The organism is Agrobacterium sp. 16-2014-1-2a (assembly GCF_053522705.1).
Window position 1 is genome coordinate 155140 of record NZ_JBNWBX010000008.1, and the last position, 23188, is coordinate 178327.

The following is a 23188-nucleotide window of genomic DNA, read 5'->3' on the forward strand; positions in this document are numbered from 1 at the left end:
TTTGCTACGGCACACTGGGACACCCCGCCCGTGGACGTTATTTCACCAAAGGCAGGTCTCCTGGCTCACGGATCATCACTTCCGTCCGTCTTCCCGGGGTAAACCAGTGACATATTGGACTTCAGCTCGCCGCTTACAGTTGCGGGGGCAGCGTCGGCTTTTCCGCATGACACGGAGCACCGACTTCCCTCTTAGCCCCGGCACGTTGCGTGCAACGACTGGGGAACCTTAGGCGTGTCGACCATATTGTAAGCCACGTCATCGGTCAACATCATATAACGATATCTTTATGTCCTTAAGTCTACGTTTCCATTGTCGGTTCCGGCCGAGTAGGTTGCATTCGGCGTTGTCAGGCGATTCTCACATACGCGGACCTGGCCGTGGCAAACATCTCGCTCCACGCAGTTGAAAGGATCAGACCACACCACGAGTAGTTCCTAGTGCGGGAGCAGCCTGGTGATACCGTCCAGGCGCCCAGAGCGCGTTCCGCCAGACTTAGTCGCTGCAGAAGAGCCAGTACGTCGATCGACGGTTCAGGAGGCAATTGGGGCAGCTAGAAGGCGCGCATGATTTCGCCGGCCACAGGCGTTTAATTGAAGCGGCCTCGCCGGAGGTTGGGATGCTGTTCGGACATGCCCTACTGTGCCGGCGCAGCGCTAATAAAGGGATCGGCGCTTGAATTAAATAACGAATGAGCGAAGGCAAGCACCCTTAAATTGCGGGCCGATAACATCACGGGCGCGTATCCGCAACAGCACCGCCGAATTTGTGCTCGGGCCTTCGAACCGCCCCATGTCGTTGAAGGTGCACAGGAAGTTCCGATCCGCACCGGGCATCTGACAGGTCTGGCAGTGGGCGGTATTCGGCTTCGTTAATCGTACCGTCAGGCTTGAATCACTGGAACTGCTAGTCGGCAGTCAACGTTGCGGTTTTACGCTTTTCGCCGCTTTCAGCAGCGTCATGCGTCCCAGTTTTCAATCTCCGGCGCAACGGCCTGGAGCAATATCCTCCTGCTGCCGCCGAGACGGACAGTTATCCCTCACAAAGACGAATACAACCGCTTTTTCTAAGAAAAGGGTTCCAGCCTTTCGCTGCAAGGATTGCCCAGGCAGTAGCCCCGACATGCGGCAACCTGAAATATTTGAAGTCGGCAAATGTCGAGGTCGGCCCGATCATCAGCCCGGTCGTCAGTTCGTCCCCGACTGTCGCGTAGATCAGGTTATCGGGAGATATTTGTGCGGCAATGGTGGCAAGCAGCGCCTCGGCCCGGTCGGCATCGCCGGCCTGCTGAAATGCCAGCGCGGCCTGGGCCGTACCTTCCAGCCACACACCATCCCGATCGTCGTTAAAATCAAAACCTCCCGCAACCGCATAATGCCGATCAACCCAATGCAGAACACGCCCACCGCGGCCCCGAAACTCCGGCACCGCGAGAATGGGCCAGAGCTCGGAATCTATTCCGGACTGGCTCGAGTTGGGTGTGTCGCTTCCGGGTAGGCTGCCGACGTAAAACCGTCCCTGCTGCTCATTCCACATCGCATCAAGAAATTTGCGTGTTTTGTCCCGCATCGCCTGCCAGGCGCGCGCTCCCTCAATTTCGGCGAGCCAACCCGCAACGGCATACACATCGAGATTATGTTCCGTCGATTTCCACTCGAGTTTGGCCGGTGCAGGCTCATGACCGAATGTGCCACCTGTGTAGCCGATATCGCGGACGCCCGCCGTATGCGCATCGATCCAGCGCATGAGTTTGGTCGCTGCCTGCACATAGGACGGATTGCTTAATCGTTCACTGGCAGTGAGAAGCGCAAGTGCCGCCCAGGCCAGGTTGCCCGTTGCGCTGCCGACCTGATAGTCATCCTCGACCCACGTCTTGCTGGCCTCACTCCAGAAACCGGGCAAAAGCATAGCATCATTTTCGTTCGCAACGGGGCCGGAACGGTAGGCGTTGCGCAGGCGGCCATCGCTGTAATAGCGATCGTTGTTGACGGCGAGCAGCAGCGCATCGGCAACCCTTTTTGCCTCGGTATCGTTGCCACAGGAAAAAAGGGCAATCGTCGCCAGGGCATTGTCATAGGTGAAACCCGCATTTGAAAGAGCGGAATCAAGCGCTTTGCCGCCGGGTGCAGGCTCAAAGCTCCGAAATACGAAGGGGGTGGTGGATTCGTCCATCTTCCCAACGAGACCCGCACACAAGCTAACAGCAAGGCGGTCGCGAACTGATCCGGAACCGGTGCGCCCATCGCCACCAGCGACCACTCCTGTTGTGAAGCAGGTCATGAGAACTGTCGCGATGATCGATTTGACAGACATGAGTTTTCCGTTTGGTGGGCGCTTTTCCAAATAACCCCGCCTCTAGCTTGCGGTTTACGTCGAGCACGGTCCCGGGTTTGGCGCGAATTGTCTTAGCTGAAGGCCCTTGCGAGTAACATCTGCATGGACTTCAGGAGGTCGCCCTGTTCCGCGACATTTTCGGGCGCATTGCGGAAAAGCAGCCTCAAGATTGCACGATGCTGGTCGGCACTAGGGGTGAGAGTGAATTTGCCGGGCGTTTGCGAGACTTTCGTTGCATCGATCTGCACCCAGCCCACCTCGGGCACATACAGGCACTCTGCCTCGGCGTAAGACCGGTTGCAGTCTTCGAGGGTCGCGGTTTCGGTCGAAAGCGCCACGATCCGTACCGCCTTCACCTCGCTTGCGCACCGCAATCGGCCTTCCAAATCCACCCCGATCGGCTCCTCCTTGTCGACACGTGGTAATTCAATGCAGCAGATGAGGCTGGTGAAGGCAATCACCATGGCGACGGCCGACCAGATGAGGTTGAGACAATCTCGCGCCGAAAATTCTACAGGGGCGTCCCATGCGTAAACGGCGAGCAGAACTGAAACCGCGGAGGTGACGGTGACGATTGCGAAAAATAGCGCTGTGGGCCCGTGAATGCGCACCTGTGACCGGTCACCACCTTTCTCCGTGACTTTAAAGGGACGTCCGAAGGGTTTGCGCATAGCCTGAAACAAGGTGATGGTGATGGGAACAGCGGTCAGCGCATGCGTCACTTCGGTGAACAGCGGTAGGGTGCGTTTTCCCGATATCCAGGTGGAGTAGGCCCAAAACAAAGCCAGTGACGACAGTCCAAATTTCATGAACATCAGCTCGTCGGCCTGGAGGGCGGAAACGCCTGTGAGCCAGTAGATCGATGGTGCCAGCAACAGGCAGAGGATGAAAGGCTTCGACAGCCAGCAAAACAGCCCGTGCAGATAATGCAGCCTTTGTGTCAGCGTGAACTTGCCGCGCCACAATGGTCCCGTCCGCAGAAGGCCGATCTGAATGGTGCCCAGGCACCACCGCGTGCGTTGCGTGATATATTCTGGCAGGCCCTCAGCCGATAGACCGACACTGAGTTTTTCGTTGAGCCAGCGTGTGACGTAACCTCGCTCCATCAGGCGGTAGGTCAGCAGCATATCTTCGGAAAGTGCATCATGCGGAAACCCGCCGAGCTCGTTGACCGCCGCACGCCGCACGACAAAACTCGTCCCGACGCAGAAAGCGCAACCGACCGCGTCCTTGGCCGGCTGGAATACATCAAAGAATACACGTTGATCATCGACGAAGGAATTGCGGATGCCGAGGTTGTGTTGGATTGGGTCGCAATTAAAGTAAAATTGCGGTGTCTGCACAACTGCCACCTTGGGATCGGCGAAAAGACCGGTTACGCGACGAAGGAAGTTGGCCTGTGGCGCGAAGTCCGCATCCAGAACCATGATGAAATCGGAAACCTGTGGCAGCGCGTTGGTGTGTTCAAGTGCATTGTTCAGATTTCCCGCCTTGGCATGTCTATTGTCCGGGCGCGTAACATAATTGACGCCGACCGCCTCGCAATAGTCCCGCACTTCCGGCCTGCGCGTGTCGTCGCAGACAAAAACACGCAGCTGCGGATATTGCATGGCCTGGGCCGCGATAACCGACTTCTCAAGGACGTTCAAAGGTTCGTTGTAGGTGCAGATAAAGACGTCAACGAGTGGCGCATCGGGATTAGTTGCAATCGCGGCTTCCCCTCTATCAGCCAGGAAAGTCCAGTCCGTCCGCCTCGTCAGGATCAGGATCGAGCCGATGGCGTAAAGAACGGAGATCAGCTCGAAGGTGAAATAAATGTAATTCCAGGCAGTCTCCAGAGAAAGCTCGAAGGGTGGCAGCGTATCGGTGGCGCGCCAAAATATGTAAAGGCCAAGAGACAGCAGCATAATCGCACTGAAGGCCAACCGGTCCAGGACCCTGCGCGGGTCGGCCAGTATGGTAAACAGGATCGCGCAAAGGGCGATGACAAGATTGACGTAGAGTACCGACTGAACATCGCCATCAGGGCTGAAATACATCGACTTATCCTCATGGTTGGTCAGGCGCGCGGCACGCCGCGCGTGAATGAGGTTGCTTCGAGTGTCTTAAACAGGTGGTGGGTCGCCCTGCGGGTTTGCATCGCACTCCCGCAGGGGCCCGTCCAATCCATGCGGGTGTCAGGATTGGGTGCGCGGTGCCTTTCCGGTGGCATCCGTATTGCCGAAAGGGTGCTGGGTGATGATATCGGGCTGATGTGCCCGGCCAGGCACGTCCGGCCGCTGTTGTGGCCACTCGATACCAGTGTGTGCGGATAGCGTATCACGCGACGTTTCGATCAGTGCCCATGCGGCCTGCCTGACATCCGGCAATTCGCTGACGGAGGTCTTTGCAAACTGGAACAGGCTGGCTGATGCTTCATGCACATAGTTCCGGGTTTTGCCGAGCCACTCGCGCGGCAGGCTCACACTCACCCACGTGCCGACCGAACAGGCGCCGTTCTCGGTCAATTTTTCCTGTGCCTTGCCGTCCATGCGAATATAGGCGTAAAGCTCTCGCCGCTCTGTTGGTGGAAAGGGCACGGCATAATCGAGGTCGACACGTTCGGTAGTACGTGGCACCAGGCGCTCCACCACCCCATCGGATTCTTCCGCCCAGGCATCGGAACTCACCTTCACCCGAGAACCGACGGAAAGCGCCTGTGCCTGACGCTCTGAAAAAATCGCCACGACGAAAGCGTTGCGGCAGTCAAGCGCCTCCGCCAGCGTGTCGCCTGCAACCACTTCACGGCCGGTCGCAGCCACGGGCTTGTAGAGCGTCGTGCCCGGTGGAATGGAAAGTTCGGCGCGGGTCAGTCTTTCAATACGTGCGCTCTCCGCCGATGCCAGCGTTTCGAGCTCGCTTTTGCGCGTCTGCATGGTGGTCATCTGCATCCGGATCTGCAGCAGATCTGCGGACCGTGTGCGAATTTCCTGCTGAAGATTTTGCAGCGATTGCAAATCGGAGCCGATATAGATGCCTTGGCGCGCGAAGTTCATTTCCTTGGTGAGTTTGTCAACGGCGACTTTGGCAGCTTGCAGCTTTGTATCTTCAAGTTGTATTGTGTCCGCTATATCCTCTCCGATTCCAGAATACATCCCCTTCGCCATCAGCTTCTGTTTTCGCGTGGCTTCCGCTTTTGCAATTCGGGTCGAATAGGTCACCATCTGCAAGGCTGCATTGGCTGCCTGAAGGTCAGACTCGGTTCTTTGCAGTAACGCCGCCTGCTGACTGGCAAGATCCCTGTTCAAATCGTCGATGCGGCTGGCATAGTCGCCAATAATTCCGTTCTTCTGGCGAAGTTCATTATCGAGTGCTGCCAATTGCACCTTCAGGCCGATGAGCGTGGTATTGTCGACCTTGTCATTTTCAATAGCAGCCTTACCGTTCTTGTCGGATATCTTTACCAAACCGCTGATCGGTGTCGTCAGCGGAATGACTGGTGCATTGATGAGGGCGCGGTTCGTCTGGGATGTGAAGACTGGCGGAAACACAGAAGATGAAAACACCGTGGCGACAACGCCAAGGACAGTATAGGAGGCCAGCTTCACCGACGCACTTTGGCGCACTTCTTTGTCTCTATTGCGGAACAGCATGATATCAACTCCTGTTTTGTTGAACAGCCTTTCCTCCCGCAGTATTAAAATAGTTCACTAAGTTTTTTTGCGACGCAACATCGTTAAGATTGCATTAATAAATTTTTCGATATCGCCTAAATCATAGGCATCTGCCAGCGTTGAAATCGCAAAAACTCGTCCACGAAAAACTACAGAGCTAAATTTCAATCGTTTCGTATCAGCTGTGCCTTTTAAATGGCATCTGGTTATTATGCGGGCTCTCACCCGGCCGCCCAGGTTGCAACCTATAGAAGCATCCGCTTGCCCAAGACAGCGGCACGAGTCTGGTTTCCCATATCCAACTTTCGATAGGCCGGCGTCCACAGGTCAGTATTCGCGGTAGCCCAAAAGGGGTCGGAACAAGATCTGGTCCTGGCAACACGCCAAACTGTGACATTCGGCATGGCGTCGGTTCCGCCTTCGCCGGGTACGGCGAAGGCTCTGCGAAGAGCAGATTGCTGCTGGGCATCACAAGCATCAATGGCGAGCCGATCAAATCAGCTGCAATACGCAAGCGCTTGGCGGCGTAAAAACTTGATTGCAAATTTCATCTTATCTTGATTTGATTCCGAGCCAATGGTAGCAGCGTTTTCATGGAAAGCGCAAAACACCCTGAAATCCTCGAGACCTTTATGGGCGTACGCTCTCGTCTGATGCGCGTCATCTACCGTCGGGTCCATTGCCCGGCGACAACTGCCGATCTCCTTCAGGATACTTTTCTTCGCTTTTGGGAACGGCCGGGCCTGTTACGTGATGTTGTCGACCTGGCAGCCTATTTCATGATTACCGGCCGCAATCTTGCGCTTGATCACGAACGCCGCCGCAAGATCGCCCCCTTTGTCGACGGGATCGAAGGCCTTGAATCCATTCGTGATCCCGCACCATCTGCGGAAGCAGCTACCATCAGCCGTCAGGAACTGCTTCGCGTTCAGGCCGCACTGGAACACATGCCTGCACGCGCCCAGCAGGTTTTTATCCTCGCTCGTATTGACGGCCTGACATATGTCGAGATTGGCGAACGACTGGGAATATCGCCCAAAACGGTCTTTGGTCACATGGTCGTGGCGCTTGAGCGGTTGCGTGCAGAGGTCAACTACGAGCGCTAAAAGTCGCATGGCGGCTAAGAATGAGGCGGCGGATGCAGGATTTTTCCCTTCAGGAGCACTGTCCTGACAATGATCCAGAGATATCACGCCGTGCAGCCGAATGGTTCGCGCTGCTTCTCGATGACAGCGCGACACCACTCGACCGTGCCAATTTCAGGGTTTGGCTCGAACAAAGCCCGGCCCATGCGAGAGCCTATGCCGAACTGGAACGTTTGTGGCTTGGAGCCTCGGCCCTGCCAGAGGTATCAAGCCCTGCATCTGTCAGACGGCGAAAAATCCTCAAATCCGGCGGTGCACTTGCTATCCTGACCGCCGCCGGGCTTGGGACGCACGCATATTTAAGGCAGCAAACAGATTACCGGACGGGTGTCGGAGAGACCGCGCGCTTTTCCTTGCCCGACGGATCGGTTGCCGAACTGTCGACGGCGAGCGCCATATCGTTAAATTTCACGGCGGGCCAGCGACACGTCATTTTACAACAAGGCGAAGCGTTTTTCACGGTCGCGCGGGACGCTTCTCGACCGTTCTCTGTTGATTGTAGAGACCTTAGAGCTTTAGCGCTTGGCACTCAGTTTTCCGTTGGGATGCATGAGGAAGGTATCGTCGTCGCGGTTGCAGAACACACGGTAAAGGTCTCATCGTTGAGCCAAGAGCGGATCGTCCAGGAGGGACAGTCCGTGCTCTTCGCCAATGACAAACTGTCGGTGCCATCACAGACGGATATTGAGACGAGACTTTCGTGGCGAAGCGGAAGGCTCGTTTTCATCTCGGCTCCGTTCGAGGATGTCGTTGCTGCCCTGTCAAAATGGCGCTACGGCAAGATGATTGTCATGGACAGAGCCCTGGCCCGCCGGCCGATCAGCATCATCGTGGACGTGCGCAGGGCCGGTCGGATACTGGAAAGTCTGGAGCACGGCCTGCCTATCCGTATTGCGAGCTACTCGCCTTTGCTGACGTTGATCTATCCGCAATAAAAAATCAAAAAATCGACCGAGGTTTTTTCCAAGCTGAAACGTCCCCTGTTCAGAAGCCCGAAAATGCTCGGGTATTGGTCCGTTTGCAGGGGGCAAAACGAGTGACACAGAAAAACCAAGCCGGCGGCTTTCGCATGAGACTGTACCGTATAATGTTGTTGGCCGCCTGCGCCAGTTTCACCACCGTCGTCTTGTCAACAGGAGCAGTTGCTCAGACCGCCAAGAGCTACGAATTTGCGATCTCCGGTCAGTCTCTGTCGGCTGCGCTGGTGCGCTTCTCATCGGTGACCGGTATCGATGTCGCTTTTGACGGTCCTCTGCCGGCAAACCTGCGCAGCGTCGGTACAGCCGGAAATCTCTCGGCTGAGGGCGCGCTCAGACGTCTTCTCGCGGGCACAGGCCTGACCTTCCGATTTACGACCGCAAATACGGTCCTTTTGATCAACCCGCAAAACTCCTCGTCAAGCGCCAGTGCGGTTGGCGCGACAATCCTTGAGCCCATCGTTGTGCAGGGAGAGAACGCTCGTGGGCCTGTAGACGGGTTTGTCGCCACACAGAGCGCCACAGCGACGAAGACGGGCACCTCACTCAAAGACACTCCACAGGCCGTCAATGTTGTAACGAAAGACCAGATTGCTGCTCAAGGTTCGACCACGCTGACCCAGGCTCTTCGCTATACGCCAGGCGTCATCAGCCAATATGGCGACGATTCGCGCTATGACTGGTTTACGATACGTGGATTTCGACCAAGTCGATATCTGGATGGCCTGCGCCTACCGTTTGGATCGCGCGGCTACGCCCAGCCACGTGTCGAACCGTTCAGCCTCGAGCGCGCCGAAGTCCTCAAGGGTCCGGCATCGGTCCTCTATGGCCAGGGCGATCCCGGCGGTCTGATCAACATGGTATCAAAACGGCCGAGCGCAACTGCTCTTAATGAAGTGGAGATGCAGTTCGGCACCGATAAGCGTACACAGACAGCGTTCGATCTCAGCGGTGGCGCTGGTGACGATGACAGCTTCCTCTACCGCATCGTCGGCGTCGGCCGGTTGACCGATACCCAGTATGACTATGTCCGCGAGAAGAAGGGATATATTGCGCCTTCATTCACTTTCAAGGCGGATGAGGGAACATCACTGACGGTTTACGGTAGCTATCAGCACATCAACTCTCCCGGCGGCGGCGGAGCGCCGGCGCTTCCCGCGAACGGCACACTCTATACCCGCATGTATCCGGAATTGCCCCGCAGTGCATTCCCAGGCGAACCTGGTTACGACCGCTACAAGAGCGACCAGGCATCTGTCGGTTACGAGTTTGAACACGAAGTCGATGACACCTGGACCATCAGACAGAACCTTCGCTACTCCTATATCGGAACAGATACTCAGCGCGTTCAGCCCTATTGCCCGGCAGCCTGCAATCCCACGGCCTTCTACCGATATGCCTGGGCGTTTCCCGAAAGTGCCCGCGCCGTCACCGTCGACAATCAAGCGATCGGAAATTTCCAAACGGGGGACGTCGCTCATACCGCATTGTTCGGCCTCGACTATTCCTACGAAAGCAGCCGCTACGAAGAGTCGGCGCTTTCCCCAATTTTCACTCCCTTCAATGGACTTGACCCCGTCTACGGCGCAACGGCGATCACGCGCCCGCCGATCGCAACACGGATCGATCAGGACCGCAGCCAGATCGGGCTCTACGCTCAGGATCAGATGGAGTGGAACAATTTCGTGTTCTCGCTCGGTGGCCGCTACGACTGGGCAAATACAGATACGAGGACCCGGACGAGCGTCGCTGACAATCAGGTCGATCAGAGAGACGGCAAGTTTACCTGGAGGGCCGGCCTCGTCTATAATTTTGACAACGGTTTGTCGACATACGCCGGCTACTCAACCTCCTTCAATCCGGCCAGCGGCACCGACCGTTTGGGTAACGCCTTCGAGCCTACTACCGGTGAACAGTTCGAGGTTGGGGTCAAGTACCAGCCCAACGGTAGCAACAGCTTCGTCACCCTTTCTGCCTATCACCTCACGCAGGACAATGTCCTGTCGCCAGATACGACCCCCGGATTCACGAACTACAGTGTGCAGACGGGCCAAGTCAGGATGCGCGGTGTCGAACTTGAGGGCAAGGCGGAAATCACAGACGCGTTCTCTGTCTTGGCATCTTATGCATACACCGACAGCGAGATCACCAAAGCCAATCCAAATGCTGCCGGTATCAGCAACGAGGGCAATCGCTTTGCCTTCGTCCCACGCCAGCAGGCATCGCTTTGGCTGGACTACACTCTGCAGACATCGACCATCTGGGATGGTCTGAGCTTTGGCGGTGGCGCTCGTTACACCGGTCAGACTTTTGGCGACAATGCCAACAAATTCGACATCCCCTCATACACCGTATTTGATGCTGCGGTTCGCTACGATTTCGGCAAGGCAGACCCGAAGCTGGAAGGTTTGAAGGCGTCGCTGAATGTCAGCAACATATTCGACCGCAAGTATGTCTCGACCTGCATTGCTGCAACGGGATGCTATTGGGGCGAGGGTCGCACCGTCTACGCTACTCTCAAGTATAGCTGGTAGGATTGTGTCTGACGCTCGTTACCCAAATCGTGATTACAGGCTGACGCGGCGGCAATTCACCGCCGGGTTGGCTTCCGTTTTCCTGCCAGCAGTGGCAACAGCAAGCACGGAAACGCATCGGCTCGCCGTGTTGGACTGGGGCTGGGCAGAAAGCCTTCTCGCTCTGGACTTCAAGCCATTTGCTGTTGCCGAAGCCCCTCTTTACGGTGACCGCGTTGTAACACCTGCACTTTCGACAGACACGATCGACCTTGGCCTGAGATCATGGCCGAACGTTGAACTGCTACGAGCGCTGAAACCCGAGCTGATCGTGTCTCAAGCCGGATATGGTATCTCTGCTGAACGTCTCGGCGCGATTGCTCCAACCCTTGCGCTACCGCTTTACGGCCCCGCCCGGCAACCATTGCTTGCCGCAGAACACGCCCTCAAGGAGATTGCACGTCGCATTGGCAGGGAAGAGCGTGCGACAGACTATTTGGAACTGTCCTATTCGAGACTGGACGCGATAGCTCACAACGCAAAAGACTACGACGGGCGCGCCCTTTTGATCATCAAGTTTACGGATGACAGGCTTATCGATATCTACGGCGCAGGTGGCTTGTTCGATGATGTCCTGAAACGGATCGGCATTGCCAACGCATGGGATGGCAAGACCAATAACTGGGGCTTTGCAACGGCGGGATTGGAGGCGATCGCGCGCTATCCTGAAGCAAGACTGGTCATCATCGAGCCGGGTCCACCGGGCCTTTTTTTGCAAAGCGCACTATGGAACGCCTTGCCGGCCGTACGGAATGGTCGTGTATCGATGATTCCACCCACGTGGGTATTTGGCGCGTTTCCATCAGCAATGCGGTTTGCCGAAGTCCTGCGGCAGAGTCTCGGCATCGCATGAGAAACCGTTTCATCACCCCACCGCGCCTCGCCTTTACCATCACACTGGCAGCGATCGCGCTCCACGCCTTTGCCGTTGGTCACTATATGGCGATCTCCGACATTCCAGCGGCCTTATGGCAGCCGGATCCAGCTTCGTTCGGCCAGATCTATGTCTATTTCTCGATTGTCCCACGGTTCCTCGTCGCTCTGCTGGCTGGTGGTGCGCTTGCTTTCACGGGTGTAATATTCCAGCAGCTCCTGAAAAACCCTCTGGCAGAACCCTCGACGCTCGGGATACTTTCTGGCGCTCAGTTGGCGATCACCCTTCTTTCCCTTTCTACAGTTGCAGTTACGGCAGGCGAGCGCGAGATAGCCGGGCTTGTAGGCGGCCTCGTCGCCGTAACACTCGTTGCGGGACTGGGAAAAGCTTCAAACTTCGCACCGATGACACTCCTTCTCTGCGGGATGGTGATCAGCTTTTCCGCCGGCTCGGCCTCCGTCATACTAGCCTTGTTTCACCACGAATATCTGCGCGGGGTGTTCATCTGGGGAAGTGGTTCACTCATCCAGAATGACTATTCCAACGCGACCGCATTGGCCTTGCGCATGATCGTGCTGATACCGCTGCTGTTGCTGTTCTTTCGACCGCTTTCAGTTATCGGTCTTGATGAAAGCCATGCCCGCAGCCTCGGACTGTCCCCGGGCGGGTTGCGCGCGGTGGTACTGTTTATCGCAACCGTACTGTCGGCTGTTGTTGTAGCCCGCGTCGGCGTCATCGCGTTCGTCGGCCTTGCAGCCACCAACCTCGCCCGAATAGTTGGCGCTCGAACGCTCCGCCAACGACTGCTGTGGGGAGGACTGCTTGGTGCCGGCCTCCTGCTGCTCGCTGACAGTCTCGTGCTTGCTGGAGCGCCCGTCGTCGGTGAGGTGCCAACGGGTACCGCCACCGCAATCATCGGCGCCATAGTGATGTTGGTGCTCATCAAACATGTGCCCCACTCCATTGACCAGCTTAACAGCAATGCCCTGAACCAAAGAGAGAACCCTCTGGCAGGCAGCTTTTTGCTGCCAGGTTGTCTTGCCATTGCTGCCGTTATCGCATTGTTCTCGCTGACCGAGAGCTTCATAGCTGGCGGGCTGGAAACATCCGTGTTGTTTGCCGGTCGATGGCCAAGGGTCCTGACCTCGGCAAGTGCCGGCGCAATGCTGGCCATTGCGGGTTCCCTCACACAAACGATCACGCGTAATCCCATAGCGAGCCCGGAAGGGCTCGGCATCAGTGCCGGAGCCGGACTGGGGATTATCGCAGCTTTCTTCGTCGGAGGAATGGCGTCGCCTATTTTGCCGCTTGCCGGCGGCATAACCGGTGCAGTCGCCGCGTTTGCGATCATTCTGCTTGTGGCAAAAGGGAAAAGCTATGCGCCTGGACCTGTTCTTCTGTCTGGCATAGCCATCAGTGCGCTCGCGACTGCGATAATTTCGCTCATTGTTGCCAGTGGCGATCCGCGCGCAAGTTACATTCTGGCGTGGACCATGGGCCCTACCTTTCGTGCAACCGGCTTCGTCGCGAGCATCGCTGCAGCCTTGGTTTTGATCGGGCTGGCCATCTCGCCACTCTTGCGCCGCCCGCTAGAGGTCTTGGCGCTTGGGGACAGCACTGCACGCTCTCTTGGACTCAATCCGGCGCGATCCCGCCTCGTGCTTTTAATGTTCATTGCTGTCCTGACGGGAGCTGCGACCGTGATTGTTGGCCCGTTAAGCTTCGTCGGCATGATGGCACCGCACATCGCCCGAGCGGCCGGGGCACGCGGCCAAATCCTGACGCTTCTCACGGCGAGCGCGGTCGGCGCAACGCTGATGATCTCAGCCGACTGGTTGGGACGGGCTGCCGACTTTCCCTATGAGATTCCGGCAGGCGTCATCGCCGCCTTTATCGGGGGGCCATACTTTCTGTGGGTGATCCGCTCGCGGGGCAGACAAAGCCCCAGGTTCTAAAATGAGGTAACAGCCTTGGTTCAGATATCCGAACACAGCAGAACGAGAACCATCTCGAGGATACCCCTTTTTGAGTTGGAGCGGGCCAGTTTCTCCGTCGGAACTCGGGTTTTGCTCGAACCACTGACAATAAGTTTGCCAGCACGGCGAATTATCGGCCTGATCGGGCACAATGGCTCTGGCAAGTCGACATTGATCAAGCTCCTGGCCCGCCAAAATCCACTGAGTGCTGGCAAGATTTCCTTTGATGGAAAAGACTTGCATGAATGGGGCAGCAGGCCGTTCGCTCGTAAGGTGGCCTATTTGCCCCAGCAGGCGCCCGATACTGCAGGTATGCTTGTCAGTGAGCTAGTCGCGCTCGGGCGATATCCATGGCACGGCGCTCTTGGCCGGTTTGGCCCCGAGGACAAGACGAGGGTGGCGGAAGCGATGAGGCTGACAGACGTTGCGCGTTATCGCGCCCGCTTCATCGATACGCTTTCAGGTGGGGAGCGGCAGCGGGTCTGGCTCGCGATGCTCGTTGCGCAAAACCCCGATTGTCTCCTCCTTGATGAGCCGACCTCGGCCCTTGATATCGCCCACCAGATCGACATTCTCACGCTTATTCGCCGGCTCGTTGACGAGCGTGGACTTGGGGCCATCGTCGTGCTCCACGACGTGAACATGGCTGCTCGCTTTTGTGACGAAATCCTGGCACTTCATTGTGGAAAACTCATTGCACGTGGAGGACCAAAGGACATCGTGGCCCCGGATCAACTGCAAGCAATCTACGAGACGCGAATGGGCGTTATGCGCCATCCTGATAGCGGTCTACCGCTAGCATATCCACGCAGTTGAAAGGATCAGAACCGGCGACGCCGTTATTAAGGCAGATGCGTGGAGACAACAGCGCCTGCATTTACTGCCCTTGCGTTCCGTCCCATGTCATTAGCTCCAGCTCGTGGCCTGGATGAACACCAAACTGCCCATCTATACTGTCGGAAAAAATAATATGAGCCTGCCTTCCGGTTTCCTAAAGAAGGCAGAGAAGTCCGCCGCCATATACCAACTCGAAAGGCTTGTCGGATGGGAAATGAGCAGATTTCCGTTTTCCAACGATAGGTCGACCCTTCGACATGATGGACATGCGGCGAGACAGCCACCATAGTGCCGAAAAAGAGCGGCGCGCCAGACAGACGCTTAACAGCGGAGCGAGCCAACGGACGGGGCTGAAATACCGGTGAAGACCGAAGCTTTGCGGCAGTCAAGGGAGAGTTCTGAAAATGGTCCGTGCCGTGGTTAATACAGGTTCGGCCTGCCTGCTGGCTCAGTTGAATGCCCTGCTACATTAACGAGTTGTACGTCGCTGGAGGATTTGGCTGATGAAAATGAAATTTCTCGGTGAGGCATTTCTCGCCTTGATGCTTTCCACTGCAGTCGCCTCCGCGCAGCAGGCGTCCGACACGGTGGCGCCCGAAAAAGCGACCGATATTGCTACTGCCAAACGCATCGAGTCAAAGAGCTTCATGGTAGCGGCGGCCAATCCGCTGGCGACTGAGGCAGGGCGTGATGTGATCGCCAGGGGCGGCAACGCCATCGATGCAATGGTGGCGGTGCAGGCAATGCTCGGCCTCGTTGAACCGCAGAGTTCCGGTCTCGGTGGGGGTGCCTTCCTCGTCTATTACGACGCAAAAAGCGGCAAGTTGACCACGTTTGACGGCCGCGAGACGGCGCCGATGGAAGCCACACCGAAGCTATTCCTGGATGACAAAGGTCAACCGCTAAAATTCATGGACGGAGTGGTCGGCGGCCGCTCTGTTGGCACGCCGGGAACGGTGCGACTTCTGGAGGAAGCCCACAAACGCTATGGAAAGGCCGAATGGGCAAGCCTGCTGAAGCCGGCGGAAACGCTGGCTACCGAGGGCTTTAAGGTGTCGCCGCGTCTTGCCTCCCTGATCGCATCCGAGGGAGACCGGTTGAAGAAATATACAGAATCCCGGTCCTATTTCTTTGACACCTCCGGGGCCGCCCTGCAGGCCGGCGCTCCTTTGAAGAACCCGGCCTATGCCGAGACGCTTGCGGCGCTGGCCAAAGGCGGCGCCGATGCCTTTTACAAAGGGCGAATTGCCGAGGCGATCGTCAAGACTGTGCGCGAGGCGGCCGACAATCCCGGCGTGCTGTCGCTGGCCGATCTTTCCAACTATCGGGTCGTCGAGCGCGAGCCGGTCTGCTTTGTCTATCGTGCTCTTGACGTTTGCGGCATGGGGCCGCCGTCGTCGGGCGGAATCGCCATCGGCCAGATTCTTGGTCTGGTGGAGAATTTTGATCTCAAGGCGCTTGGGCCAAAAAATGTCGACAGTTGGCGCATTATCGGCGACGCCCAGCGTCTCGCCTTCGCCGACCGCGAGCGTTACGTCGCTGACACCGATTTCTTGCCGCTGCCGATCAAGGGCCTGTTGGACAAGACCTATTTGGGCGAGAGGGCAAAGCTGCTCGACGGCGATAAGGCGTTGACCAACGATGCCGTCAAGGCCGGCGAGCCGGAATGGGACCACGCGCTTCTTTTCGGCCGGGATGCGGCGATCGAGTTGCCCTCCACAAGCCATTTTGTCATCGTCGACAAGGACGGCAACGTGGTCTCGATGACGACAACGATCGAAAGCGGCTTCGGCTCGCGTCTGATGACGAACGGCTTCCTGCTCAATAATGAGTTGACGGACTTTTCCTTCAAGACCCATGATGGCGGTCTGCCGATCGCCAACCGCGTTGAGCCAGGCAAACGACCGCGCTCCTCCATGGCCCCGACGATCGTGATGAAGGATGGCAAACCGCTGCTCGCCATCGGTTCGCCGGGCGGCAGCCAGATCATCGGCTACGTAGCGCAGGCGCTGATCGCCTATATCGATTGGGGCATGCCTGTAGAGGCGATCGTCTCCCAGCCGCATCTCATCAACCGCTTCGGCACCTACGACATCGAGGCCGGTACAAGCGCGGAAGGTCTGGCAGGGCCACTGAAGGCGCTGGGTTACGAGGTAAAACCGGGCGAGATGAATTCCGGTTTGCATGCCATCGAGATAACCGCCGAAGGTTTGATCGGCAGCGCGGATCCACGACGCGAGGGAGTGGCGGCAGGGAAGTGAAACGCTGCGCCAGCGGAAAGGGCATGAGAATAGGTCAACACGAAGGGTGTGTATCTCGCCAAGGAGCGCTAACACCTTGACAAGAACCTGCGGCCTCCTGATGCAATTGTGGACAACGGTGCACGATCTCTTCCAGATTGCGCGGGGGAGGCTGACGGTTTATCGGCAGCAATTACGTTCTTCCGGCTAACCACTACACGTGGGTTGCGACCACCGCTGTGTTTGACATACAGCCTGCAAACAGAAACTGACAGGCTGCGCTGTTCGAGCGCACGACACAAGAGGATATATGACCATGGCAACACCCCGACGACCGTCCAATCCGAAAGACGCCGCCGAGGCGCTGTTCAAACCGGCAAAGAAGGTCGCAGCGCCAGCCGTTGAACGGCCTGCAATTCCTAACACCAAAGAGCTTGTATCATTGAAAATCGACAGCGATGTGCTCGCGCATTTTCAAGCCGACGGTCCGGGCTGGCAGGAGCGCATCAACGATACCTTGCGAGCCGCAATGAATGCGTCCAAATAAGCTCTTTAAGAGTCCCGACCCCATGCCCCGCCAATAGCTGCCGCTTCTCGGCCTCGCGGCTCGTTGGGCAAGCGTGGCGCAATCATGCGCCATTCACAGTCAGCCCGGACCTCTGTCGAATCGAGAAGGCCTTCTCCGCGTTGAAGGCGCTCGTACCAGAGGTGGCCCAGTGAACGATCCCGCGACTGTGGGATAGCATCGAAAGGCCGGTTGATCTGGTCGAGCCACAAAAGCCTGGTCATATCGCAGGGCCTTTTCGACCACTCCGCGATTGAGGAGGAGTTACTTTGGCCAGTACTTGTTCACATACATCTGTGTCTCACGAAGCATGAAACGGGCACTGTCTTCGGCTCGGTCCTCCCAAGCGAAAACGCAATTTGAAAGGACACCGTCGAATTTCATGTCGGCAAGAGTTGAGAAGAATAATTCCCAGTTGATCTCACCTTGGCCGAAGTCGGTGTGTTGATGGACGCGCACCTTCGCTCCAGGCGGATTTACAATGTAGCGCAGTTGCGAAGACTTGTTATGGTCATAGGTGTCTGCGAGGCGCACATGTGCAAGAAGCCCCTTGGTCGCTCGCAGGTTAGCAACCATGTCGGGACCGTAGAAGAAGGTATGGGGCGCGATGAACGATGCCTTTACAGCCTTTGAATTGATCGTCTTGATGATATCGATGGCAGGGGCGATTTCCTCAATCCAGTCCTCTGGATGCGCTTCGAGCGAGAGGATCAGCCCTTCGCGCTCCAGAATTGGCACGAGGATATCCATCGCACGGAAAAACTGCCCCTCACACGTCTCCGGACGATGCAACCCACTGCGGTCATTCAGGCTTCGATCCGGGGATCCCCCTCGCCCGAACTCCGAGACCAACATCGGGCATTCCATCTCTGCCGCAATTTCGATGGCACGCTTCCAGTTCTCTATCGCCGTTTCCCACTCGTCTTGGTATGGGCTGGCCCAGCGGTACATTGGCTGCAGCGTTGCCAGGCCCACCCCATGGTCCTTGAGGGCCTTCTTGAAGCTCTTTACCCTCTCGGGATAAACCTTCGGACGCGTCCACCAGGAGAGAAAATCCGGACGGGGTGAGAGCTCAACATAGTCGTATCCCAGCTCGGCGGTCTTTCGGCAAATTTCCTCCAGAGATAAATGACGGATCATGTGCGGATCGAGTGTGTGTTTCATCAAAACCTCCTGATAATATAAATTCGCCCCTTCACGGGAGCGTCGATGCGGACAAGCATCGCTTGCTGGACCACGTCGCGTGGGTGGCAATCATTTATGGAGCTGCGCCAATGGTGCTGCTCCCTCCATCGCGCTACCGATAATCGACCCAGACCCCGCCGAGATCGGCGGAACGAACGCAGTTCTCAACCCAGCGAACGCCCTCAACCCCTGCCGCAATCCCCGGAAACCGGAGGCTCGCAAGGCGTTCGCCATCGTTTTCGTTGCGCGCCTCCATAGCGATAGCAAAGCGGTCGTAGAGGTTAGCCCAGGCCTCGAAGAGACCCTCCGGATGGCCTGCACCGATACGATCGTCGGCAAGTGCCTTTGCGTGCAGGTAGCCCATGCCACGCTCAAGAATGCGTACCGGCTCGCCCTGAACCTCAAATCGTAGCTGGTTTGGCTGCTCGTCCCACCATTCGATCGAAGCCTTTGATCCGACGACGCGCACCTTTTGTCCATGCATGGAACCCGCATTGATGGCGCTCGACCAGACGGTGCCAAACGCGCCATTGTCATATTCCATCAGGGTCATGGCGTTGTCTTCGAGCGGTGCACGCGTCTTGACGAAGCTCTGCCGGGTGCACAGAAGCCGTTTGATACGGAGGTCGGGCAGGATGACCTCGGAAATATAAAGCGGATGTGTACCGATATCGCCGAGCACATAACTTGGGCCTGCGAATTTCGGATCGACGCGCCAGCGGGTCGCCGGGTTTTGAAGCTCGACAGCCTCGTTGTGAAACCCGTGGGCGAATTGCAGGTTGACCAGACGAATTTCCCCGAGCTCGCCGGCAGCAACGAGCTCTCGGGCATGCTCGATGACTTGGTGGCCGCTATAGCCGTAGGTCACTCCAACAATACGGCCGCGCTCTGCGGCGATACGCTGAAGATCCTCGGCCTCGGCCACCGTGAAGCACAGTGGCTTTTCACACACAACGTGCAGCCCGCTTTCCAGTGCAGCCTTGGTGATCTCGTAGTGGGTATTGTTGGGCGTTGCGATCGATACTGCCTCGATCCCATCCGGACGCTTTGCCTCCTCTGCGAAAAGCGCACGCCAGTCGGCGTAGCATCGCGAGGGCTCGAGCCCCAGTTCAACACCGAAGGCGCGGCCGCGATCGGCATCGAGGTCGAAGGCGCCAGCGACCAGATCGAAGTAGCGGTCACGCAGGGCGGCGCTGCGGTGAATATAGCCGATCTGACTGCCGCGGCCACCACCCACCATAGCCCAGCGAAGAGGTCGTTTTGTCTGACGCGTTCCGTAAATCATGAGGTTTCTGTCCCGGATTGTTAGAAGCCAGCCGACTTGAGATAGTCACGGCTGAGTTTTACGTCGGCGAGGCTACCGCCCGCGTTGCGCGGATCACGCTCCTGCTCAACGGTGATAAAGCCTTCATAACCAAGCTCATCAAGAAGGGCGCGAATGGCGGGATAGTCGATACAGCCCCTGCCGATGGGACACATGACGCCCTGCGCGCAGGCTTCAAAGAAGCGAATGTGCTCACCCATCACGCGGCCGAAGACGGCCCTGTCAATGTCCTTGAAGTGGATGTAGTCGAGACGATCGGCGTATTTGCGCAGGGTTTGGACAGGGTCCATGCCGGCATACCAGGTATGGCCAGTGTCGAGGCAGAAACCGGCAACCTCCTGGGGTATGTCAATGGCGAGACGGGCAATTTCGTCCTCGAATTCGATGTAACCGCCGGCATGCGGATGAATGGTGGCGCGAACGCCATATTTCTCGCGGGCAAGAGCGGATATCGCCCTGATATTATCCATCATGCCGTTCCATGCCGCGTCATCGAGCCGGGGTGCCCTGTCGGAATGACCCGCCGCATAATCGCGTTCGTCGTGTCCCCAATCCATGACGGTCAGATAAGGTGCAGGAAATCGCTGGCCCGGCGTCTTCGGCGGCGTCGGCAGACGGGTGATCAGCGCGCAAATCTCGTCCGTCTGGCGCAGCAGGCTGTCGCGGTTTTCCTCAGCGACAAGATCATTGAAGATCGTTCCGGCGACGATATAGAGCCCTCGACTTGTCAGAGCCTGAGAGACCATGTCGATGTTCAGCGGAACATAACCATAGGGACCAAGCTCCACTCCCCCATATCCGGCCGCCTTGACTTCATCGAATACCATTTCCCACGGCGGTAGGTTTGGATTGCGCACGTCATCGACGCCCCAGCAGCACGGTGCTGTGGTGACTGTTATACCCATAATATTCTGGTCCTTCCCTGGTGTCGCTCACTCGGTGAGCGACCCTCCCTGACGCAGAGATTTAGCTGGAGATCTCCGATTTACAAAGTTGGAATTTGATGGGATTCAATCAGAATGCCCGGCGGAGAGGTAAATGACTGCACGCAAGATAAGCATTTCGGATGTTGCAAAGGCAGCCGGGGTCTCGACCGCGACAGTGGATCGGGTTCTCAACAACCGTGGTGGCGTGCGTACCGACAAAGAAGACCGCGTTTTGGCCACTGCACGGGCGCTCGGTATTGACCGGGCCCTAGATCGTACCCCTTCACGCGCGCTACGCGTCGCGGTCCTTATCCAACCGCCAGTCAACCCGTTTCACGCGTCTTTGCGCGAGGGTATCGATCTTGCATCGCGAATGTACGCAACACTGAACGTGCAATTCTTCGTCCATCACATCGATCCACGAAAGCCGGCGGCGATCGCCGCAGCCGTCCGCGATTGTCGCTCCTATGATGGCCTCGTCATCACCAGCCCTGACGATATCAGGGTTCGAGAAGCCGTAGCATTCCTGTCGCGCAATGTCCCGGTGGTTACTCTGGCGACCGACCTCACAGATTGCGGGCGTGCCGCCTATGTGGGGCCGAACGACAGGCAGGCCGGTCGGGTGGCTGGCGACCTGATGGGCCTTTTCCTCGGACGGCAAGGCGGCCGCGTCGTCGTGGTTGCCGGCTCACGCGATATCACTGGCCATCGCGAACGGGAAGCCGGGTTTCGCGACATCATGACCGAGCGTTATCCTGAATGCAGTCTGGCCGTGGTTCTGGAGACCGGAGAAAATCAGGAGGAAGCAGGCCGTGTCGTAGAGATTGCATTTCGGGATGACCCGGGATTACGAGGCATATATCATCTGTCCGCGGGTGCTTTGCCGATTGTCAGTGCTCTGCAACGCCTTGGCCGAATCGACAATACAGTGGTCATCACCCACGAACTCACGCCCAATCGACGGATGCTGCTAAAGTCCAGAAAGATCAACGCGGTTATCGACCAGAGACCCCTTTTGGAAGCACGCCTGGCAGTTGAGACCATCGCAAAGCTCCTCGGTAGAATGCCTGGAGAAGCGGTCTCTATCTCAACGGACATCCAGATCTTTCTCGCAGAGAATGCCTAGCGTGCGTGTATCAGATTTTCCTTGATAAAGCTGGGTATAAGTAGAGCCGCACCGCCTTTGCCGACGACCCCTTGATAGGATCAGAAGAGGCGATCCGTTGTTGCAATTCAGGTTTGATTGAGCTTGAACCATCAAACCGTTCGCCGATGACCGTTTGAAACTATGTTGATGACTAATTGAAAGTGAAGACGTGACCATTTGAAATCAACGTGGCGACTTCCATAAAGCGCTGTAAGCACAAGGACAACGACCAGATACGAAACGCCATCAACAAAGGCGCCTGTTCGCCAGACTGGCGCTCTTGCAGCGATTGGCCGGTCGATTCGACCGCAAAACCCTTGGGCAGCGAGTTTGCAAGCTTCGGCGACCGGGGCCTTGACTGGTCAAGTGGTGATCAGGCGGCAACCAGCACGATCTTGCCCTGGATGCTACTTTCTGAAGCACGACGATGCGCTGTCGATGCCTCGGCCAGCGGATAGGTGCTGTCGATCACCACCCGTAAGGAGCGATCATCGAGCAGACGACCGGCCTCTGCCAATTGCGCACCGTTCGAACGCACCTGTGTCGTTGAGACGGTGATCTTTCGCCGGGCGGCTTCGTCATGGCCTAGAAAACCCAGCGGGTTGACGAGAAACAGGGCGCCGTCCGGCTTAATGCTGGAGAGAAAGCGTTCCATATTCGCGCCGCCGACGGCGTCAAGCACCAGATCAGCATCCCTCACCACTGCTTCGGCAGCCGTCTTCGTATAGTCGATGAAAATATCGGCACCGAGATCATAGAGAAGCGCCTCGTTTTTGCCGGAAGCAACGGCAATCACCTTCGCGCCTTGCCACTTCGCGATCTGGACTGCAAGATGGCCAACGCCGCCGCCGGCGCCGTTCACCAGCACGATCTTGCCGTCGAGCGGAACCGGTGCATGCTGGAAGGTCTGGAATGGGTTCGGCAAATCATGTCCCAAATCGACCAGAAATTGCCAAGCGGTCAAAAGCGACATGGGCGCACCGGCAGCCTGGATGTGGTCTATCCCGGCGGGCTTCAACGCCAACTCCGATACCGGAACGCGAACATATTCGGCATAGGCGCTGCTTCCCGTCATGAGGTCATGCGGGAAGCGGACCATCGCATAGACCTCGTCGTTGACCTTGAACTGCGACACGTTTTCACCAACGGCCGCAACCGTGCCGGAAACGTCCGTGCCAAGGATCAGCGGAAAGCTCGGACTGGGCTGCCATTCCGGCGGGAGAGCCCGATAACCATCGCGCAGATAGAGATCCGGCGGGTTGAGGCTGGCGGCATGGACGCGAACAAGCACGTCGTCCGCCGAGATTTCCGGCCGGGGCGCATCTTCATAACGAAGAACATCTGGCCCACCGAATTCGTGCAATCGCACAGCTTTCATCATATCAGTCATCACGGCCTCGCTTGAATATTCGTTTTGATGACTGAAGATACG

General features: G+C 57.2%; 16 protein-coding genes and 1 riboswitch. Of the genes, 9 read left to right on the forward strand and 7 right to left on the reverse strand.

Annotation, left to right across the window (positions count from 1 at the left end):
• Nucleotides 1-33: 33 nt before the first annotated feature.
• Nucleotides 34-246: riboswitch (cobalamin riboswitch) on the reverse strand.
• A gap of 786 nt (nt 247-1032) precedes the next feature.
• From ACQZ45_RS21370 to ACQZ45_RS21380, 3 genes are all read right to left on the reverse strand, one after another.
• On the reverse strand, nt 1033-2313 hold the full coding sequence (locus ACQZ45_RS21370; protein ID WP_142851285.1) for a hypothetical protein: 1281 nt from the start codon (nt 2311-2313) through the stop codon (nt 1033-1035).
• 92 nt (nt 2314-2405) lie between these two features.
• Nucleotides 2406-4373: a glycosyltransferase family 2 protein gene (locus tag ACQZ45_RS21375; RefSeq protein WP_142851286.1), complete on the reverse strand. Its 1968-nt coding sequence runs from the start codon at nt 4371-4373 to the stop codon at nt 2406-2408.
• A 138-nt stretch (nt 4374-4511) separates the two neighbouring features.
• Nucleotides 4512-5966: an HlyD family secretion protein gene (locus ACQZ45_RS21380; protein ID WP_448742539.1), complete on the reverse strand. Its 1455-nt coding sequence runs from the start codon at nt 5964-5966 to the stop codon at nt 4512-4514.
• A 614-nt stretch (nt 5967-6580) separates the two neighbouring features.
• On the opposite strand from ACQZ45_RS21380, the gene ACQZ45_RS21385 reads away from it, so the two are divergent.
• From ACQZ45_RS21385 to ACQZ45_RS21420, 8 genes are all read left to right on the forward strand, one after another.
• On the forward strand, nt 6581-7093 hold the full coding sequence (locus tag ACQZ45_RS21385) for an RNA polymerase sigma factor (RefSeq protein WP_003517117.1): 513 nt from the start codon (nt 6581-6583) through the stop codon (nt 7091-7093).
• A 32-nt stretch (nt 7094-7125) separates the two neighbouring features.
• Nucleotides 7126-8067: a FecR family protein gene (locus ACQZ45_RS21390; protein WP_142851288.1), complete on the forward strand. Its 942-nt coding sequence runs from the start codon at nt 7126-7128 to the stop codon at nt 8065-8067.
• 101 nt (nt 8068-8168) lie between these two features.
• Nucleotides 8169-10643, forward strand: a complete 2475-nt coding sequence (locus ACQZ45_RS21395) for a TonB-dependent siderophore receptor (RefSeq protein ID WP_309582992.1) — start codon at nt 8169-8171, stop codon at nt 10641-10643.
• A gap of 127 nt (nt 10644-10770) precedes the next feature.
• A complete protein-coding gene (locus ACQZ45_RS21400) occupies nt 10771-11535 on the forward strand; it encodes an ABC transporter substrate-binding protein (RefSeq protein ID WP_236735669.1) in 765 nt (254 codons plus the stop codon).
• Nucleotides 11532-13511, forward strand: a complete 1980-nt coding sequence (fhuB, locus tag ACQZ45_RS21405) for a Fe(3+)-hydroxamate ABC transporter permease FhuB (RefSeq protein ID WP_142851289.1) — start codon at nt 11532-11534, stop codon at nt 13509-13511. Before ACQZ45_RS21400 ends, fhuB begins: the two co-directional genes overlap by 4 nt.
• A 111-nt stretch (nt 13512-13622) precedes the next feature.
• Nucleotides 13623-14348: an ABC transporter ATP-binding protein gene (locus tag ACQZ45_RS21410; RefSeq protein WP_142851290.1), complete on the forward strand. Its 726-nt coding sequence runs from the start codon at nt 13623-13625 to the stop codon at nt 14346-14348.
• 524 nt (nt 14349-14872) lie between these two features.
• Nucleotides 14873-16630, forward strand: a complete 1758-nt coding sequence (gene ggt, locus ACQZ45_RS21415) for a gamma-glutamyltransferase (protein WP_142851291.1) — start codon at nt 14873-14875, stop codon at nt 16628-16630.
• Nucleotides 16631-16925: 295 nt separating this feature from the next.
• Complete coding sequence (locus tag ACQZ45_RS21420) at nt 16926-17156, forward strand: BrnA antitoxin family protein (RefSeq protein ID WP_060643007.1); 231 nt, start codon at nt 16926-16928, stop codon at nt 17154-17156.
• A 282-nt stretch (nt 17157-17438) separates the two neighbouring features.
• Here the strand turns inward: ACQZ45_RS21420 and ACQZ45_RS21425 are convergent, their stop codons facing one another.
• From ACQZ45_RS21425 to ACQZ45_RS21435, 3 genes are all read right to left on the reverse strand, one after another.
• Nucleotides 17439-18338 (reverse strand): sugar phosphate isomerase/epimerase family protein, encoded by a 900-nt coding sequence (locus ACQZ45_RS21425; RefSeq protein ID WP_142851292.1) that lies wholly within the window; start codon nt 18336-18338, stop codon nt 17439-17441.
• A gap of 133 nt (nt 18339-18471) precedes the next feature.
• A complete protein-coding gene (locus ACQZ45_RS21430) occupies nt 18472-19644 on the reverse strand; it encodes a Gfo/Idh/MocA family protein (RefSeq protein WP_065687609.1) in 1173 nt (390 codons plus the stop codon).
• 20 nt (nt 19645-19664) lie between these two features.
• Nucleotides 19665-20588: a sugar phosphate isomerase/epimerase family protein gene (locus ACQZ45_RS21435; RefSeq protein WP_127966279.1), complete on the reverse strand. Its 924-nt coding sequence runs from the start codon at nt 20586-20588 to the stop codon at nt 19665-19667.
• Between the two features lie 133 nt (nt 20589-20721).
• Here ACQZ45_RS21435 and ACQZ45_RS21440 point away from each other — a divergent pair, with 133 nt between their 5' ends.
• Complete coding sequence (locus ACQZ45_RS21440) at nt 20722-21735, forward strand: LacI family DNA-binding transcriptional regulator (protein WP_111790768.1); 1014 nt, start codon at nt 20722-20724, stop codon at nt 21733-21735.
• A 394-nt stretch (nt 21736-22129) separates the two neighbouring features.
• Here ACQZ45_RS21440 and ACQZ45_RS21445 read toward each other — a convergent pair whose 3' ends face one another.
• On the reverse strand, nt 22130-23146 hold the full coding sequence (locus ACQZ45_RS21445; RefSeq protein WP_142851293.1) for an NADP-dependent oxidoreductase: 1017 nt from the start codon (nt 23144-23146) through the stop codon (nt 22130-22132).
• Nucleotides 23147-23188: the final 42 nt, after the last annotated feature.

Bases quoted from the DNA above. Each gene is read 5' to 3' on its own strand.
- ACQZ45_RS21370 (WP_142851285.1), bottom strand. From the start codon at position 2,313: ATGTCTGTCAAATCGATCATCGCGACAGTTCTCATGACCTGCTTCACA.
- ACQZ45_RS21375 (WP_142851286.1), bottom strand. From the start codon at position 4,373: ATGTATTTCAGCCCTGATGGCGATGTTCAGTCGGTACTCTACGTCAAT.
- ACQZ45_RS21380 (WP_448742539.1), bottom strand. From the start codon at position 5,966: ATGCTGTTCCGCAATAGAGACAAAGAAGTGCGCCAAAGTGCGTCGGTG.
- ACQZ45_RS21385 (WP_003517117.1), top strand. From the start codon at position 6,581: ATGGAAAGCGCAAAACACCCTGAAATCCTCGAGACCTTTATGGGCGTA.
- ACQZ45_RS21390 (WP_142851288.1), top strand. From the start codon at position 7,126: ATGCAGGATTTTTCCCTTCAGGAGCACTGTCCTGACAATGATCCAGAG.
- fhuB (WP_142851289.1), top strand. From the start codon at position 11,532: ATGAGAAACCGTTTCATCACCCCACCGCGCCTCGCCTTTACCATCACA.
- ggt (WP_142851291.1), top strand. From the start codon at position 14,873: ATGAAAATGAAATTTCTCGGTGAGGCATTTCTCGCCTTGATGCTTTCC.
- ACQZ45_RS21420 (WP_060643007.1), top strand. From the start codon at position 16,926: ATGGCAACACCCCGACGACCGTCCAATCCGAAAGACGCCGCCGAGGCG.
- ACQZ45_RS21425 (WP_142851292.1), bottom strand. From the start codon at position 18,338: ATGAAACACACACTCGATCCGCACATGATCCGTCATTTATCTCTGGAG.
- ACQZ45_RS21430 (WP_065687609.1), bottom strand. From the start codon at position 19,644: ATGATTTACGGAACGCGTCAGACAAAACGACCTCTTCGCTGGGCTATG.
- ACQZ45_RS21435 (WP_127966279.1), bottom strand. From the start codon at position 20,588: ATGGGTATAACAGTCACCACAGCACCGTGCTGCTGGGGCGTCGATGAC.
- ACQZ45_RS21440 (WP_111790768.1), top strand. From the start codon at position 20,722: ATGACTGCACGCAAGATAAGCATTTCGGATGTTGCAAAGGCAGCCGGG.
- ACQZ45_RS21445 (WP_142851293.1), bottom strand. From the start codon at position 23,146: ATGACTGATATGATGAAAGCTGTGCGATTGCACGAATTCGGTGGGCCA.